The 16,091-nt window shown below is 70.7% G+C and carries 10 protein-coding genes; 3 read left to right on the top strand and 7 right to left on the bottom strand.

Annotated elements, in window-relative coordinates:
• Positions 1-13: 13 nt before the first annotated feature.
• Entirely contained in the window at positions 14-1,222 is a 1,209-nt protein-coding gene (locus tag ABZS58_RS24660; protein ID WP_354785200.1) for a serine protease, read from the bottom strand.
• A gap of 109 nt (positions 1,223-1,331) precedes the next feature.
• On the bottom strand, positions 1,332-3,026 hold the full coding sequence (locus ABZS58_RS24655) for an NAD-binding protein (RefSeq protein WP_354785198.1): 1,695 nt from the start codon (positions 3,024-3,026) through the stop codon (positions 1,332-1,334).
• 248 nt (positions 3,027-3,274) lie between these two features.
• Between ABZS58_RS24655 and ABZS58_RS24650 the strand changes: the two genes are divergently transcribed.
• Entirely contained in the window at positions 3,275-4,348 is a 1,074-nt protein-coding gene (locus tag ABZS58_RS24650; RefSeq protein WP_354785196.1) for a hypothetical protein, read from the top strand.
• 124 nt (positions 4,349-4,472) lie between these two features.
• Here the strand turns inward: ABZS58_RS24650 and ABZS58_RS24645 are convergent, their stop codons facing one another.
• Complete coding sequence (locus ABZS58_RS24645) at positions 4,473-5,036, bottom strand: DUF1684 domain-containing protein (RefSeq protein WP_354785194.1); 564 nt, start codon at positions 5,034-5,036, stop codon at positions 4,473-4,475.
• A 9-nt stretch (positions 5,037-5,045) separates the two neighbouring features.
• Positions 5,046-6,035 (bottom strand): acyl-CoA desaturase, encoded by a 990-nt coding sequence (locus ABZS58_RS24640; protein WP_354785193.1) that lies wholly within the window; start codon positions 6,033-6,035, stop codon positions 5,046-5,048.
• 100 nt (positions 6,036-6,135) lie between these two features.
• Between ABZS58_RS24640 and ABZS58_RS24635 the strand changes: the two genes are divergently transcribed.
• Positions 6,136-7,092, top strand: coding sequence for a lactonase family protein (locus tag ABZS58_RS24635; RefSeq protein ID WP_354785191.1), 957 nt, complete (start codon positions 6,136-6,138; stop codon positions 7,090-7,092).
• Here ABZS58_RS24635 and ABZS58_RS24630 read toward each other — a convergent pair.
• Together ABZS58_RS24630 and ABZS58_RS24625 are read right to left on the bottom strand one after the other, a co-directional pair.
• A complete protein-coding gene (locus tag ABZS58_RS24630) occupies positions 7,089-7,331 on the bottom strand; it encodes a hypothetical protein (RefSeq protein WP_354785189.1) in 243 nt (80 codons plus the stop codon). The genes ABZS58_RS24635 and ABZS58_RS24630 overlap by 4 nt on opposite strands.
• 158 nt (positions 7,332-7,489) lie before the next feature.
• Complete coding sequence (locus ABZS58_RS24625) at positions 7,490-8,491, bottom strand: hypothetical protein (protein ID WP_354785187.1); 1,002 nt, start codon at positions 8,489-8,491, stop codon at positions 7,490-7,492.
• A 418-nt stretch (positions 8,492-8,909) separates the two neighbouring features.
• Between ABZS58_RS24625 and ABZS58_RS24620 the strand changes: the two genes are divergently transcribed.
• Positions 8,910-10,004: an EamA family transporter gene (locus ABZS58_RS24620; protein ID WP_354785185.1), complete on the top strand. Its 1,095-nt coding sequence runs from the start codon at positions 8,910-8,912 to the stop codon at positions 10,002-10,004.
• Positions 10,005-10,227: 223 nt separating this feature from the next.
• Here the strand turns inward: ABZS58_RS24620 and ABZS58_RS24615 are convergent, their stop codons facing one another.
• Positions 10,228-16,011: a ThuA domain-containing protein gene (locus ABZS58_RS24615; RefSeq protein WP_354785183.1), complete on the bottom strand. Its 5,784-nt coding sequence runs from the start codon at positions 16,009-16,011 to the stop codon at positions 10,228-10,230.
• Positions 16,012-16,091 lie beyond the last annotated feature (80 nt).

The following is a 16,091-nucleotide window of genomic DNA, read 5'->3' as shown; positions in this document are numbered from 1 at the left end:
CTGCACGAAGGCTCTACAGAAGGTTCTTGATGTCCGCCGCGATGTGGTCCATGCGGACGCCGGAGTTGGGGCAGCCGCCGAAGTGGTGCAGGGCGATGACCTTGTTGGTGCGGCGGGAGATCACCGGCGAGCCGGACGAGCCGCCGTCGGTGTCGCAGTAGTACGACATGTCGGTGCCGGCGGCGTAGCCGTTGTAGGCGGGGTTGGCCACGGCGCAGTTGCCGCTGCGCTCGCTGCTGTCGAAGGTGGTGATCACGGTCGGCATGCCGCGGGGGTGCTGCGGGATGTAGAGCTCCTCGCCGCGGACGGGGGCGCGGTCATCCATCTGCAGGTAGCCGAAGCGGGAGATCGCGTCGAAGTTGCGGACCGTGAAGAGGGTGTAGTCCAGGACGTTGTCGGTGGCGAGGACCTGGTCGGCCATGACCTTGACGGGGCGAAGGGTGGGGCCACCGCCGCACTGCGCGCACTCGTAGTTGAACCAGACCTCGGTGTTGCGGGCCTCGCGGGTGGTGGTGAAGCAGTGCGCGTTGGTCATCATGCGGTTGTTCGCGCCGAGGCGCCAGGCGGTGCACAGCTCGACGCCGTTGATGAGGATGCGCGCGACCGGCTTGGAGTTGGCGTACGCGACGGGATCGTCCGACTTGTAGCAGACGGCGTTCTCCTTCTCGTCACGGTCGCAGATGCTCTCCTCGTGGGGCTTCGCGGCGGCGGCCGCCTTCCGCGCGGCCTCGGCGGAGGCCTGTTCCGCCGGGGTCTGGCCACGGGCGACCCGGTCGACGGTGACGCCGAGGCCGGCGAGCTTCGACCGGATGCCCAGCGGGTCGGTCTCGGCACGTTCGACGCTGACCGTGGCCGACTCGCCGGAGACGGACATCGTCCAGTTGTCCATGTCGCTCAGCTGCGCGGCGTCGTACCGGTGGATCTCGGAGCCGGTCGCGTCACTGACCTTGACGGTGTCGCCCGGGTTGAGCTGGAGCCGGGAGAAGTGCACCTTCACGTAGTCCGCGCCCGGGTAGCGGTAGGTGGTCGCCCGGTCGAACGCGCCGCTGGTGACCGACTCCAGGATGCCCGACGGCTCAGGGGCCGGCTCTTCGTGCGCGGGCGCCGCAAACGCGGTCGCCGGCTGTCGTGCGGGCGCGAACGAGGTCGCCGTCGCGACCCCCGCCCCGGTGAGCGCGACAAGGGCGCACACCCCGCTTACCAGCAAAACCCTACGGCGCATGAGCGCATTCCTCCCAGTGGTCCGCATGAAGGGACCGCCCGGGCTGTTAGGGGTAAATCGGGCGATCCGCCCCATTCAACGACGGATCCCGTACGGAGGAGGCGGGAACTCAGGGAGTTGGGTCGAGCGTGCCGCCGGTCTGAGCCAAAAGGTTGCCCAGTCCCACCCGGGTCGCTACCACGATGAGCAGGTCGCCTTCGCTCAGCACGTACGTCACGGGCGGGCACCAGACCGTCTGCCGGCCGCTGTCGGTGGTGACCGCGAGGACCCGGACCTCGCCGACGTCCTCGGCCGCGCCGACCAGGCCGCCGTCGAGGTCGGAGGCGGCGACGACCGGCACCTCGGCCAGCAGCAGCACCTTGCGGTCGACGGGGATCGTGCCGATGACCTCGCGCTCCAGCAGCGCCGCGGCGAAGGCCGGCGCGGCGAGGAAGGAGACGCTGCGCGACGCGGTGATGCCGAAGGCCCGCTGGACCCGGTGCGCGAACGCGCCGTCGAAGAGCCGCAGCACGACCCGCAGGTCGGGCTTGAGCTCGCGGCTTTCCAGGGCCGCCTCCAGGTTGGCCTGGTCGTCGGTGGAGACCACGACGAGCGCCCGGCTGGTGTCCACCGACGCGGCCCGCAGGGTCGCGATGCGGCTGGCGTCGCCGACGATGAACGGCACGCCGCGGTCGCGGGCGGACTGGGCGCCGCGGGCGTTCTCGTTGCGGTCGATGACCACGACCGGCACGCCGAGGTCGACGAACGCGTGCATGACCCGGGTGCCGACGTTGCCGAGGCCGACGAGCACGACGTGGTCCGACAGCGGCTCGCGCAGCCGGCCGAGCGCGATGGCCAGCTTCGCGTTGACGACCGCCTCGACGACCGCCGCCGTGATGACCGGGATCAGCGCGATGCTGACCAGGCTGAGCAGCACCGTGATCAGCTTCTCCGGCCAGCGTGCCTCCAGGTCCGCGTCGGCGCCGACGAGCTCGGACAGCAGCGTCACGTAGGCCGCGTCCCACCAGGGGATGTCCTGGTAGGCGGCGAGGATCGCGGTGCCGGCGGCGAGCAGGCCGAGCATGATCAGGGCCGTGGTCCACAGCCGGCGGCCGACCAGCCCCCGGTACGCGCGGAACGGGTTGCGCAGCCAGCGGCGGCGCCGGCGGCGCACCTGCGTGGTGTCCGGGCCGTCCTCGCGGACGACGACGGTGCTCACCGGCTCGCCGGTCGCGACGGCCAGGACGAGGTCGGCGGCGTTCTGGTCGGCGGGCAGCAGCACCGCCTCCCCGTCGCCCTCGGTGACCGCGAGCCCGCAGATCACGTCCTCGGCGCGCACCTCGGAGCGGCGGGCGACGAAGAGGGTGCGGCGCGCCACCCGTACGTGCACCGGCGCGACCTCACCGAGCGCCTCCGACACGAAGGCCGGCGCCGCCATCTGCGCGTCGGACAGGACGCGGAGGTCGGCGAAGTTGCGGCGGACGCTGTACCCCAGCCGCAGGTTGAACATCCGGATGACGAGCCGCACCCCGGGGTTGACCTCCTGCGCCTGCAACGCGGCGTCGAGGTTGCCGATGTCGTCCTGCTCGACCAGCGCGAGCGCGTCGGCGTCGGCGAGACCGGCCAGCTCGAACGCGTCCCGGTCCGCGCCGGGCGACTCGACGACCCGGCCGCCACGGTCGCGCAGGAGGCGGGCGATGTCGGGCCCGTAGCGGCGCTCGACGCTCGGCAGGATCGCGGTGACGTGCACCCCGTACTGGTGGATCAGCTCCTCGATCAGGCGATACGCGAGGGGGTCGTCACCACAGACGATGATCTTCTTCATGGCCGCCGCTCGGGGCGGCTGATGGGGGTGCCCGTCAGGCCCGAGGGACCACGGACGGGTGATCGCCTGAGCGCGGGGGAGGCCGCTGCGGAGCCGGCGCATCAACCAGGATTCGGACTCCACAGGGCGATCCTAACGAAGATCACCAACCCCTGGAGCCCCGGCGGATCGACAAACTGCCGCGTCACTTTGTCCGGGTTGGTCGTTGAACAGGCGATCGGATTTGTCGACCAGATTGGTTTACGAGGATGAACACGTGGTTTCGCAGGGCGGTCGGTACCGTCGGTGTGGCCGGCGGCATTTTGCTGCTCGGTGCCGGTGCCGCACATGCCGATGACACCCTGGCGCCCGGCCGGCTGGACGATCTCTTCTCACCCGCCGGCGGGCCCAACAACCAGTCGCTGCAGCTCGAGGCGCACGGCTCGCGCATCGACACGAGCGCGGCGAGCAGCACGCAGTCGGGTCACCGCACCACCACGACCCAGGTAGGCAGCCGGCGGCTGCCGAACGTCCTGGACTTCCTGCCGACCGAGATGCTGGGCCTGCCCAAGACGACGTCGAGCAAGGTCTCCAACATCTCGGCGGCGCCGGGCAGGGCGCTGCCGGCCGAGGACTCCGTCGCCGCGCTGCCGCTGGTCGGCTCGCTGCAGCAGTGGGGCCTTCCGGGCGTGAGCGGCATGCCGGTCGACGCCGGCGACACGCTGCGCGGCACGTCGATCGCCGACACCCGCACCGCGTTCCCCGCTGTGGGGACCGAGGCGACGAGCCTGCCGCTGGGCAACACCGCCGGTGGCGGCCTGCCGCTCGTCGGGAGTCTCGCCGGTGGCACGGGTGGCCTGCCGCTGGTCGGTGGCCTGCCGGTGCAGGGCACGCTCAAGCCCGTCGACGACCTCGCCATCCCCGTGGGGGCCGCCGGCAAGCGCTCCGGCAACCAGCGGGTGCAGCGGATCCAGGGCACCGAGGCGGGCACGGGCCTGCCGGTCGTCGGCGACCTCCCGCTCGGCGGCAGCGACATGCTGAAGAACGACTCGGTCACCGGCATCCCGGTGATCGGCGGCGTCGGCCCGACCCCGGGCGTCAGCACCACGGCGGTCGCGAGCCGCTTCGTGCCGACGACCGGTGCCCTGCCGCAGGCGGCGAGCCAACTGCCGCTGGTCACCGAGAAGACCTACGCGCCGAAGCACTCGACGCAGTACAGCCCGAGGCACTCCGTGACCGAAGGCGCCGAGGAGGCCCTGCCGCTGGTCGGCGGACTCCCGCTGCTCAACGGCGTCGCGGGCGGCAACCTCCCACTCGTCGGGGGCCTGCTCGGCGGTCGCTGACCGGGTTCGTGAAAGGCCGGTCCACGACCGGGTTCGTGAAAGGCCGGTCCACGACCGGGTTCGTGAAAGGCCGGTCCACGACCGGGTTCGTGAAAAAGGCCGGTCCCCGGGCGGGGCCGGCCTTTCACGTGTACGCCAGCTCGCCCGCCCTGATCTCGGCCTCGAGCCGGTTCTCGTAGGGCGCGAGCGGGCACGCCCAGGCATCGTCATAGGCGCAGGAGGGGTTGTACGCGTAGTTGAAGTCCAGCCGGACCCGGCCGCCGGGCTCCAGCGTGACGCCGCGGCCATGGGTGCCCTTGACGGTGTCGGTCAGGTAGCGGCCCGCGCCGTAGGACTCCTTGCCACAGGTCGCGTCGCGGAACGGCAGGAACAGGCCGCCGCCGTACGCCGCCAGCCAGAACAGCGTCAGCCGGCCCCAGGGGGTGCTCAGCACACCGACGCGGTCGTACCGCAGGACGCCGTCCTCGCCCCCGGTCGCTATCTCCAGCGAACCTTCGGCGGGCTCCATCGGCACCGACGCCGAAAACGACGGATCGACGGGGAAATACCGCAACGGTCCGGGTGCCGCGGCCTGCGGATGCGTCGCGAACAGCGCATCGCGGAGGGCCCGGAACCCCACCACGTCCACGTCGGACAGATACATGGCGGCGACCCGGGCCCTGAAGTCGGCGAGCGACAGTGCGTCCACGCCTTGACGCTACCCGCGCAGCGGCGCCCCGGCCTGGTGCAGGTGACGCAGGGCCTGCGCGTACGAGTCGACGAACGACGCCGACAGGTACGCCACGCCGATCTCCGCGCAGTGCCGCTCGACGATCGGCTGGGCCTTGCGCAGGTTGGGGGTCGGCATGTTGGGGAACAGGTGGTGCTCGATCTGGTAGTTCAGCCCGCCGAGCAGCACGTCGACCCAGAAGCCGCCGCGCACGTTGCGGGAGGTCAGCACCTGCTTGCGCAGGAAGTCGAGCTCGTCCTCGCCGGTCAGGGTGGGCATGCCCTTGTGGTTCGGCGCGAACGTCATCCCCAGGTACAGGCCGAACAGCCCCTGATGGATGGCGATGAACGCGACCGCCATGCCCGGCGAGAGCAGCGCGAACACGGCGACCAGATAGATCGCGAAGTGGCCGTACAGGAGGAAACCCTCGAGCTTGGAGCGCTTGATCCTGCCGATCGCCCGGGCGCTGGCGACGTGCAGGTTGAACCCTTCCAGCAGCAGCAGCGGGAAGAACAGCACCGCCTGCCAGCCGCCGATGAGCCGGGCCACGCCCTTGGCCTCGTGCGCCTGCCGGGTCGACCAGACCAGGATGTCCGGCGCCACGTCGGGGTCGTGCTCCTCGTGGTTGGGGTTGGCGTGGTGGCGGGTGTGCTTGTTCATCCACCAGCCGTAGCTCATCCCGATGCCGAGGTTGCCGACCAGCATGCCGAGGGTCTCGGAGATCCTCTGCTTACGGAACACCTGCTTGTGCGCCAGGTCATGGGCGACGAGCGCGACCTGCGCGAACGCGACGGCGAGCAGCACCGCGGCCAGCAGCGGGTTGCCGAGGACAAGGGTCGCCCAGCCGCCCACGTAGAGGGCACCCACCAGGGCGAACCTGAGGGCGTAATAGCCGGGGCGGCGGTCGAGCAGACCGGCCGCCCGGATGTGTTTCGACAACGTCGTGAAGTCGGACGTTCGGTCGGCCAGGAGCGTCATGCCGTCCAGCCTCGCGGTGTTCGTGTCCGGTCACGAGCCGGGCAGCCCCGCTGTTTGTGGTAGTGCTGGCCCTACCATCGGGGACCGTTAGGTTGGTGGGGTGCCAGTGCTCATCGGCTCCTACGCAGACCAGATCTCGATCTTCGACGACGACTTCAAGCCATCGGCCCCACCGATCCGCACCCCCTCGCCCTCCTACCTGGCGTTCTCGGCCGCGACCGGCGTGATCTACACGGTCGCCGAGCTGGACGAGGGTCACGTCGCCGCGTTCCGCTCGGACGGCACCCCGCTGGGCTCGTTGCCGACGGGCGGCGCCTCCCCGTGCCACCTGGCGGTCACCGACGGTTTCGTCCTGTCCGCCAACTACCAGGGCGGCAGCGTCTCGGTCTTCGCCCTCTCCCCCGACGGCGCCCTGACCTCCCGCACCGACCTGGTGCGGCACACCGGCAGCAGCGTGCACCCGTCACGCCAGACCGCGCCGCACGCCCATCAGGTGACGGTCCGCGATTCCATGGTGCACGTGGTGGACCTCGGCCTCGACGAGATCATCCACTACGAGCTGTCGCCTGCGGGGTCCCTGTCGCGGGTCGGCGTCACCTCGACGACCCCGCTGGGCAGCGGGCCGCGGCACCTGGTCATGCATCCCGACGGCCGCGTGTTCGTCGCCAACGAGCTCGCCTCGACGGTCGCCGTGCTCTCCCCCGGCTTCGCGGTGCTCGACGTCCAGCCGTCGGTGCTGGTCCCGCCCGTGGGTGACAACTTCCCGAGCGAGCTGCTGCTCTCGCCGGACGGCACCCGCCTCTACGTCGCCAACCGGGGCAACGACACGATCACGACGTTCGCGGTGTCGTCCTCCGGCGTCTCCCCGTTGGACGAGGTGTCCACGGGCGGCACGTGGCCGCGCCACTTCACCATGCTGGACGGCGCCCTGGTCGTGGCCAACCAGCACTCCGACACGGTCACCGTGCTGGAGCTGGACCCCGCGACCGGCGTGCCCCAGCCCGGCCGGGTCGTCCTGGAGCACCCGTCGCCGAGCATGGTGCTGCGCCTGCCCTAGGCACTCTCTTCCCGCGCCACCACCGGCGCCACGTCGAACTCCATGGCATCGAGGGCGGCCCGCAATCTGGGCAGGTCGCCCTCGGCCAGCTGAAACGAGGCCCGGCAGATCTTGTCCACCCACAGCGACACGACCACGGTGCCGCGCGTCGGGTGACAGGTCACCCGCATGGTGCGATCGTCACCCCGCACGTCTTCGAACACGTCGCCCGACTTGGGCAGCGCCACTAGCTCACCCATGCACTCCATGCTGCGACACTGAACGCTCGTTCTTCAACCCTTCAGGTGCCCGCTCCCCCACGCACTCATGCTGTGTCTCACCAGGCACGGGTGGTCCTGGGCCCGCCCTGCTCACTTCCCCGGCCCCGCGCTCTCGGGGAAGCGCCGACCGGGTGTGGTCAGGCGGCTTCGGTGAGCGGGGTCTTCGCGGCGGCGGCGGCCTCGATGGCGGCGCGGATGTCCTGGGTGCGGTCGGGGTCGGGGGTGACCGTGACGGCCGGGCCGGGGCGGGGGGTGGCGGTGTCGGTGGCCCGGGCGTTCTTCGGGCGTTGCTGCGGGACGCGGCGCTTGGTGCGGGTGACGGTGGAGGCGGTGATCGCGGACTGCCGGGCGGCGTCGAGGGTGTCGCGCAGGTCGGCGGCCTCCTCGGCGACCTCCGCGGCCTCCTCGGCCAGGGCGTGGGCGGCGACGACCGCCACGTCCGCGGCCTTTACGGCGGCGCGCTCGGTGGCGGTGGCGGCGTCGTAGAGGCGGCGGGCGCGGCTCTCGGCGGAGCGGCGCAGCTCGATCTCGCGGGCCTGCAGCTCGTGCAGCTGGTCCCAGCCGGAGGCGCCCTTGAAGACGGACTCGAGGGCGTCGACGGTGATGTCGCCGCGCTTGAAGGCGGCGAGGGCGGCGCGGGAGACCTCGCGCTTGGCGTCCTCGTCCTCGTCGGCCGGGGCTGACGGCTCGGCGGCGGAGCTCAGGGCCTCCTCGTAGGCCTTCTGGGCGACGTCGAACGTGGCCCACGCGACCTCGCGGGCCTGCTGGGCGGCGAGGGCGCGGGCCTGGGCCTCGACGACCTCGATCCGGGCGCGCTTCGCGGCGGCGGCGGTCGCGGCGGCCTGGCGGATCAGCTCGCCGGCCTCGACGCGGAGGCGGGCGCGCTCGGCGGGGCTGAGGCTGGCGTCGGCCTCGGCGACCTCGGCGCGGCGCTCGGCCCGGTTGATGCGGGCCAGGCTCCACCGGGACAGGATCGCGGCGAAGAGGATGAACAGGACGATGACGCCCATCAGTGCGGCCCAGACCACGAGGGCGCCGGTGATGGGGTCGAGGCCGAGGATGCCTCTGCCGCCGTCGAGGGTCCAGGGCAGGCCCTGTCCTGAGGGTGACCCGTGCGTGGCGGGTGCGGAAAGAGCCACGGCGCGACCTCCGGCTGTGCGTGTCGCTACAGCGTAATGGTCACCAGCTGGAAGGGTCGACCCATCGAAGGGTGACAATCCGATGAAAACCCGGACACGAATTGTCACCGTCACGCGTAAAAGCGCCGGTCAGCAGCGGGAAGCCGGCAGCGGACAGTGATGATCACCACGGCAGTGTCGGCGACTTGTCACCAGAACGTGATCGTCGCAGGTAATTGAGGTGTCCCACCGCCGGGTGATCGCTAGCGTGCGCGGCATGTGCCTACGTGTCGTGCTGTCGCCACCCACCCGTTAGCGGGCGGCCGGCGAACGACCCCGAATCAGCGCCGCGGACGCGAGAAGTCCCGGCGTCGGTGACCGCTGCCCGCAGAAGTCGAAAGGGTAATAGCGGGAGCCATAATTCGGGAGAAAAGCATAAATGGGACATAACAACGTCAATAGGGGATTGTTCTTCGTCGCGGTGGCGGCCGCCGCATGGGGCGTCGGCGGGTTCGTCGCCGCCGTCCTGTACGACCACAGCGGCCTCGGCCCGATCGCCGTCACCTTCTGGCGGTACCTCGGCGGCATCCTCCTGCTCGCGGCCATGCGCCCGCTCAGAGGGCGGACCGGAACACCCACGAGCTGGAAACTGAGAACCGTCAACGGCCTCGGCATGGCCCTGTACCAGACGACGTACTACGTGGCGATCGACCTCACCGGCGTCGCCGTCGCCACGATCGTCGTCCTCGGCTCTGGCCCGGTGCTCGTCGCCATCGGCGCGAGGGTGCTCCTGAAGGAGCGCCTCCAAGGAACGATCGTCGCGACCTCGCTGGTCGGGCTGGTCCTGCTGATCGGTGTCGACGGCACAGTCACGACAGCGGGCCTGGCCGTGGCACTGGTGTCCGCGGCCGGATACGCCGGCGTCACGCTGCTCAACCGGGCCGCGAAGGACGACCCTTACGACGCCGCGCTCGGCGGCTTCGCGGTCGGCACCGTGGTCCTGCTGCCCCTGGCCATGATCGAGGGCCTGCTGCCGACCAGGGGCGGGACCGGCGAGACGGTCGCGCTGCTGGCGTTCCTCGGCGCGGTGCCGACCGCCCTCGCCTACGCGCTGTTCTTCGCGGGCCTGAGCGTGGTCAGGGCCACGACCGCGTCGGTCGTGGCCCTGGTCGAGCCGCTCGCCGCGGTCGCCCTCGGCGTGCTGGTCCTGCACGAGCCGCTGACCGGCTGGTCAGCGGCCGGTGCAGGCCTGTTGCTCACATCAGTGCTGCTGTTGTCGATCGCCGAGCATCAAGCCCGGCGCCGCACCACGGCGACGACGGCGAACGCGCCTGCCGCCACGGCGGCCGCGAGACCCCAGATCCACAAGCGGGACGGCGATGCCGCAGGCGGCGGCACCGGCTTGGCGACTGCAGGCGGCGACTGCGCGGGACGCGACGTCACCACCGCCGACGCCTTGACAGGCGAAGCACCCGCCCCGGTGACGACGACGGTCCACGTCGCACCGGCCGGCAGCACCGGCCCGGAGGAGTAGAAGCCGCGCCCCTCCGAGGCCGCGTTGAGCTGCAGCGGGCCGACCGTCCGGCCGCCTTCCGCGGTAGCGGTCAGCACCAGGCGGAGGTCCCCTTCGGCGGGGCGGCCGTCCGCGCTGAGCGCACGGACGGTCACCCCCTCGGCGCCGTCCCCGGCGACCTCAAGGTTGAGGTCACCGGGGGCGAGCGCCAGCACCGCGAGTGCCAGCAGGGCAACAACGGACTTCACAGCTTGCCGTTCTTCTTCACCCTGTTCGGGTCCTCGTCGAGGCGCCCGGTTCCCTTCAGCGACTTGCCGTCATTGGCTTTCACTCCCGCGTTGTTGGGTGGTGTACCACCGAGCCGCACCGTCATTGCATCCGTGTCCCGGACCAACGTGTCCCGGATCTCGGCCTCGGGGACCAGCTTGACGGTCAGCAGCTCACGGAAGGCCGCGAGCTCCTTCAGCGCCTTCTTGTCGTTGCCGCTCGCCTCGGCCTTGCGGGCCTTCGCGAGCTGGTCCGACAGCTGGTTGTAGGCCTTGGTGGTCAGCCGGCTCGTCGCCTTGAAGCGGTCCAGGAGGTTCTGCATGTCCCGGAACGACGTGGTGACGAAGAACCGCACGGTGCTGGTGGTGGTGTTGCCGGCGTTGTCGGTGCCGACGACGACCAGTTCGTGCAGGCCGAGGTCGAGCTCGTACATGGCCTGCAGGGTGCCGGTCTGGTAGGCGCCGCCGTCCAGCGACCCGGTGACCGACCTGATGCCGGACACGGGGTCGATGGCCTGCCAGGTGACGCGGACGTCCTGGCTGTCGCCGTAGAGCTGGCCGTCGGCGAGGCCGGCGACGATGACCGTCGGCGCGGTGCCGTCGATCTTCAGGATGGCCGACTTGAGCGTCTCGGCGTTGCCGGCCGCGTCGGTCGCCTTGTAGAGCAGTTCGTGCTGGCCGTTGCCGGCCACGTTGACGGGCGTCGTGTACGCCGTCCACGGGCCGCCGTCGAGCGACCACTCCACCTTGGACACTCCCGCACCGGCGTCGGTGGCCGCGAGCGCCACCGGGGTGGCGCCGTTGTGCCAGCCCGCGTCGGTCGCCGGCGCGAACGCCGCCGTGGTGACCGGCGCGGTCGCGTCGATCTTCACGGTCGCCGTCTGGACGGCCGCGACGTTGCCCGCCTTGTCGGACGCACGGTACTTCACGGTGTGCGTACCGTCGCCGCTGACGGCAATGGGAGCGCTGTAGGTGGTCCAGGTGCTGTCGGCGTCGAGCTGGTATTCCAGCTTGTCGACGCCGGAACCGCCCGTGTTGTCGGTCGCCGCGAGGGTCACGGTGACCGGGCCGGTGTACCAGCCGTTGGCCAGCGGGCCCTCCACAGTGGACGTCGCGACCGGTGCCGTCGTGTCCGCCACGACCGTGCTGAGGCGGAAGTAGTCGAACGACGCCGGCTTCGACGCGGTCTGCCCGGCGCCGAGGGTGTACAGCCCCACCTTGGTGCCGGTCGCCACCGCCGCGTTGGTGAGCGTGCCGAGCGGCGTGTAGGTGACGCCGTCCGTCGAGTACGAGCCGGTGTAGGCGTCGCCCGCCTTGACCAGGCGCAGGTACCAGACCGAGGCGGTCAGGTTGCTCGCGCCGGGCTGCGGGTTCTGCACGACCCCGCCGATCTCGCTGCGGAACTCGAGCCGCCGCGTGACCGCCTGGCCGGCCTGGTTGTCGGCGACGAAGTCGAGCTTGACGTAGTTGTCGTCATCGCCGTAGACGATCAGGCCGCCCTGCTGGTACTGCTCGGTGAACAGCGAGCCGTCGACCTTCGTGTCGAGCGTGAAGTCACCGGTGGGTGCCTTCTGCAGAATGAAGTTCGTCGGGTTGGTGTTGCCCGTGCCGTAGATGTCGCCGTTGGGGACGTCGACCTGCAGGGCACCGTTGGCGACGCGGTACTTCGTGGAGTCCTCCCGCACGATCGCGTTCCACCGGCAGTGGTCCAGTGCGGACCCGGTGAACTCGTCGTTCGGGTTGACACTCGCGACCTCGTCCGGCGTCAGCACGAAGTAGTCGAAGCTCGCGTTGACCACCGGCGCGGTGGTGCCGCCGTTCAGCGCGAACAGACCGATCTTCGGGTTGGCGATACCGGCGAGCGCCGCCGACCGGCCGACCGGGACGAACGTGGTGCCGTCCGCCGAGTAGAACGCGGTCAGGTTGGTGCCGTCGGAGGCGATCCGCACGTAGTACGTGTCGCCCGCCGGGCCAGCGGTCGCGTCGGCAGCCTCGTTGCGCGGCGTGCCGGCGCTCTCGCGGATGAACTCGACCCGCCGGGAGCCGCTGTAGAGCACGTCGACCTTGGCGTAGTTGTCGTCATCGCCGTAGACGATGAGACCGGCCTGCTGGTAGTTCGCCGTCGTCGGCAGGGTGATCTTCGTGGTGGCCTGCCACGTGCCGCTGGGTGCCGGCTGCAGCACCAGGTTGGTCGCGTCGTTGCGGCTGCCGTACAGGTCGCCGGCCACGGTCGGCAGGATCAGCGATCCGCCGCTGACAGAGAACGTCTGGTTCTCCCGGACGACCGTCCACTTCGCCCGGTCCAACGCGGATCCGAGGAAGTCGTCGGACTTCGCGCCGAAGCACGACGTGTTCGCCGCCTCGGCCTTCACGGCCACGCTGCTGTACGCCTTCGCCCCACGGGCGTCGGTGACGGTCAGCGTCGCGATGAAGTTCCCCGCGGCGGTGTAGGTGTGACTGGCGTTCGCCGTCGTGGCCGTGCCACCGTCACCGAAGTCCCACGCGTAGGTCAGCGGCGTGTCGCCCTCGGCGTCGGTCGCCGAACCGGTGAACGCCACGGTGAACGGCGCGGTCCCGGTCGGCGGGGTGGCGGTCGCGGTGACCACCGGCGGTGCGTTGTCCGTCACGCCACGGCCGATGAAGTCGACCCAGTTGATGTTGTAGCCGGCTCCGGAACCGGTGGCGATGAAGTACAGCGGGCCACTGGAGGTGCTGGGGGTCACGTCGACCGTCAGGTCCACATAGGTCTGCCAGCCGCCCGTGCCGGGCACCGCGACGGATCCGACGATCGGGCCGTCGAGAGCGCCGGTGCGGACCTGGATCGTGCCGCCGGAGGCGTTGTTGCTGGCGGCCCGGATCCGCAGCTGGCTGATGCCGGTGAGGTTGGCCGGCGCGAACGAGAACCAGTCACCCTCCTCGACGAAGCCGATGTTCTGGAAGCCGCCCTGCGGGTCGCCGGTCGTCTCGGTGCGCACGCCCGGGTCGCCGCCGGCGGTCGAGCCCGGCACCCGCCCGGTGGCCGCGAAGTACTCGGCCTGCTTGCGCTTGGGCTGCAGCTGCACGAGCGAGCGCCCGGTGAGCGGACCGGCACCGCCGGCACCGCCGTTGTCCACATAGGACGCCTCGATCACCGCGAAGACGTCGGCGTCGGCGCCGTGGCCGCTCGCCAGGGACGTCTGCACGGTGCCGCTGCAGCCGGTGTACTGGTTGAGCGGGTGCGCGTGTTCGTCGTGGCCCAGCAGGTACTGGATCTGCACGCGTCCACAGTCGACGGTGCCGTCCTCGGGGTCGGTCACGGTGACCGTGAACGCGACCTGGTCGCCCCACTCGTAGAAGCCGCCGTCGGGCGGCAGCGTGATGGTGACCTTCGGCGCGGTGTTGCCGACGGTGACGGGCACGTTCGCCGTGGCGCTGCGCCCCTCGGAGTCGGTGACCGTCAGCTGGGCGGTGAAGTTGCCGTTGCTGGTGTACGTGTGCGTCGGGTTCGCCTCGGTGGAGGTCCCACCGTCGCCGAACGCCCAGGCGAACGTGATCTGCTGCCCGTCGGGGTCGCGGGACCCGGCACTGGAGAAGTGCACGGCCAGGGGGGCGACGCCGCTGGTCGGGTCGGCCGCGGCCTGCGCGATCGGGGCCCGGTCACCGGCGATGTAGTCGATGCGGTAGACGCCGGAGTCGTCGTTGTTGCCGCCGAAGCCGGTGCCCCACTCGATGAGGTAGAGCGCGCCGTCGGGGCCGTACTCCATGTCCATCGGGCGGATCGTGCTCATGCCGACCAGCGCCTGGTTGATGTCCACAAGGGACTTCCCGTCGGCGGTGACCTGCATGGTGTAGAGCTTGTTCTGGTTCCACTCGCCGAAGATGGCCTTGCCGTCGTAGTACTGCGGCCACTTCCGCTCCGAGGTGGAGTCCGCGTCGTACCGGTAGACGGGGCCGGCCATCGGCGCGCCGCCGCCACCGATCTCGGGGAAGCGCGGGTTGCCGTCGTAGTCGTAGTCGACGGTCGCCGCGATGACCGGCGGCAGGTTCGTCAGACCGGTGTTGTTGGGCGAGTTGTTGACCGGGGCGGCACAGTCGAACGCGGGACCGGCCGGGCCGGACGGGAACGTCCAGTCGCGGTAGGGCGCGTTCGCGCCGGTGCAGTACGGCCAGCCGTAGTTGCCGGGCTGCCCGACGATGTTCCACTCGACGGTGTTGCCGGGGCCACGGTTGGGGTTCGCCGTCCCGGCGTCCGGGCCGTAGTCACCGACGTACAGCGTGTTGGTCTTCGGGTCCACGCCGATGCGGAACGGGTTGCGGAAGCCCATCGCGAAGATCTCGGGACGGGTCTTCGCGGTGCCGGCCGGGAAGAGGTTGCCCGCCGGGATCGTGTAGGTGCCGTCGGCCTGCGGCTTGATCCGGATGACCTTGCCGCGCAGGTCGTTGGTGTTGGCGGAGCTGCGCTGCGCGTCGTAGTCCTGCCGGCCGGCCCGCTCGTCGATCGGCGCGTAGCCGTCGGACTCGAACGGGTTGGTGTTGTCGCCGGTGGCGAGGTACAGGTTGCCCGCGCTGTCGAACGTCATCGTGCCGCCGGCGTGGCAGCACGTGTTGCGCTGCGTGTCGACCTGCAGCACCTGCTTCTCGCTGCTCAGGTCGATCGTGTCGCCGACCGCGGTGAAGCGGCTGAGCACGTTGCGGGGGCCGCCGCCGTTGGGCGCGTAATACAGGTAGACCCAGTGGTTCTGGGCGAAGCCCGGGTCGAGGGTGATGCCGAGCAGCCCGTCCTCGTTGCCGGTGAACACCGGGATCGTGGCGGCCGTGACGGTGGTGTGCGTGTCCGGCTTGACGATCTGGATGCGCCCGTCGCGCTCGATGTAGAAGACCCGCCCGTCGGGCGCGATCGCGAGCTCCATCGGGTTGTTGGTGTTGCTGTCCAGCGTGACCTTCTCGAAGCCGCTGGTCAGCGTGGCGCTGCAGTCCGACTTGAGCACGCCGGCCGCGGTCTCGATGCCGCCGAGCAGGTGCCCGAGGAACGCCGGGTCGCTGTAGGACTCCTGGGTGTGGCCCGCGCCGGTGTACCAGGAGCGGCCGCCGTCGTAGTCGCGGCACCAGGCGAACGGGTGGTCCGCCCCCATCGCGCCGGTCCCGGGCGTGTAGCTGCTCTCGTCCAGGCTGGCCAGGACGTGCACCTTCCCACGCGGGTTGGCGCGGAAGTTGTACCACTCGTCATAGCGGCTCCACCGGTCCGGCAGGTCCTTTGTGGACGGGTGCGCCGGGTCCTCGACCTTGATGGTGGCCTGCTGCTGCGCCGGGTGGCTGGTGAAGTAGGCGCCGACCAGCTCGCCGTACCACGGCCAGTCGTATTCGGTGTCGCTCGCGGCGTGCACGCCGGCGTAGCCGCCACCGGCCTTGATGTAGCGCTCGAAGGCGCTCTGCTGGTCGGCGTCGAGCACGTCCCCGGTCGTGGACAGCCAGACGACGACCTCGTATTTGGCGAGGTTCGCGTCGGTGAAGGCACCGGCGTCCTCGGTCGTGTCGACGGTGAAGCCGTTGGCGGCGCCGAGCTGCTGGATCGCGGTGATCCCGGCGGGGATGGCGTCGTGCCGGAACCCGGCGGTCTTGGAGAACACGAGCACGTCGAACGGTTCGACGGCCTGGGCCTGCACTGTTTTCGGGGCGGGAGCGGCTTCGGCGACGGCCGGAAGAGCGACCGCCGCGGTTGCGGAGAGGGATATGGAGGCAAGGCTGAGTAGCGCGCGTGACGCGCGCCGGCGTTGGGTGAACACGGAGCTCCTTGTGCGGGGTGGACACAGGTCGCTGCGCGCAACGGTTCACCGAAACCGCTGTGCGTAAAGGGGCCGGGGTC

It is taken from the genome of Dactylosporangium sp. NPDC005555 (assembly GCF_040605635.1).
In the GTDB taxonomy this organism is placed as follows: domain Bacteria; phylum Actinomycetota; class Actinomycetes; order Mycobacteriales; family Micromonosporaceae; genus Dactylosporangium.
This window is presented reverse-complemented; position numbering and strand designations above follow the sequence as displayed.

What these genes read in the sequence shown, in the direction of transcription:
- ABZS58_RS24640 (WP_354785193.1), bottom strand. Translation starts at nt 6,035, where the DNA reads ATGACGCTCCTGGCCGACCGAACGTCCGACTTCACGACGTTGTCGAAA.
- ABZS58_RS24655 (WP_354785198.1), bottom strand. Translation starts at nt 3,026, where the DNA reads ATGAAGAAGATCATCGTCTGTGGTGACGACCCCCTCGCGTATCGCCTG.
- ABZS58_RS24620 (WP_354785185.1), top strand. Translation starts at nt 8,910, where the DNA reads ATGGGACATAACAACGTCAATAGGGGATTGTTCTTCGTCGCGGTGGCG.
- ABZS58_RS24630 (WP_354785189.1), bottom strand. Translation starts at nt 7,331, where the DNA reads ATGGGTGAGCTAGTGGCGCTGCCCAAGTCGGGCGACGTGTTCGAAGAC.
- ABZS58_RS24650 (WP_354785196.1), top strand. Translation starts at nt 3,275, where the DNA reads ATGAACACGTGGTTTCGCAGGGCGGTCGGTACCGTCGGTGTGGCCGGC.
- ABZS58_RS24660 (WP_354785200.1), bottom strand. Translation starts at nt 1,222, where the DNA reads ATGCGCCGTAGGGTTTTGCTGGTAAGCGGGGTGTGCGCCCTTGTCGCG.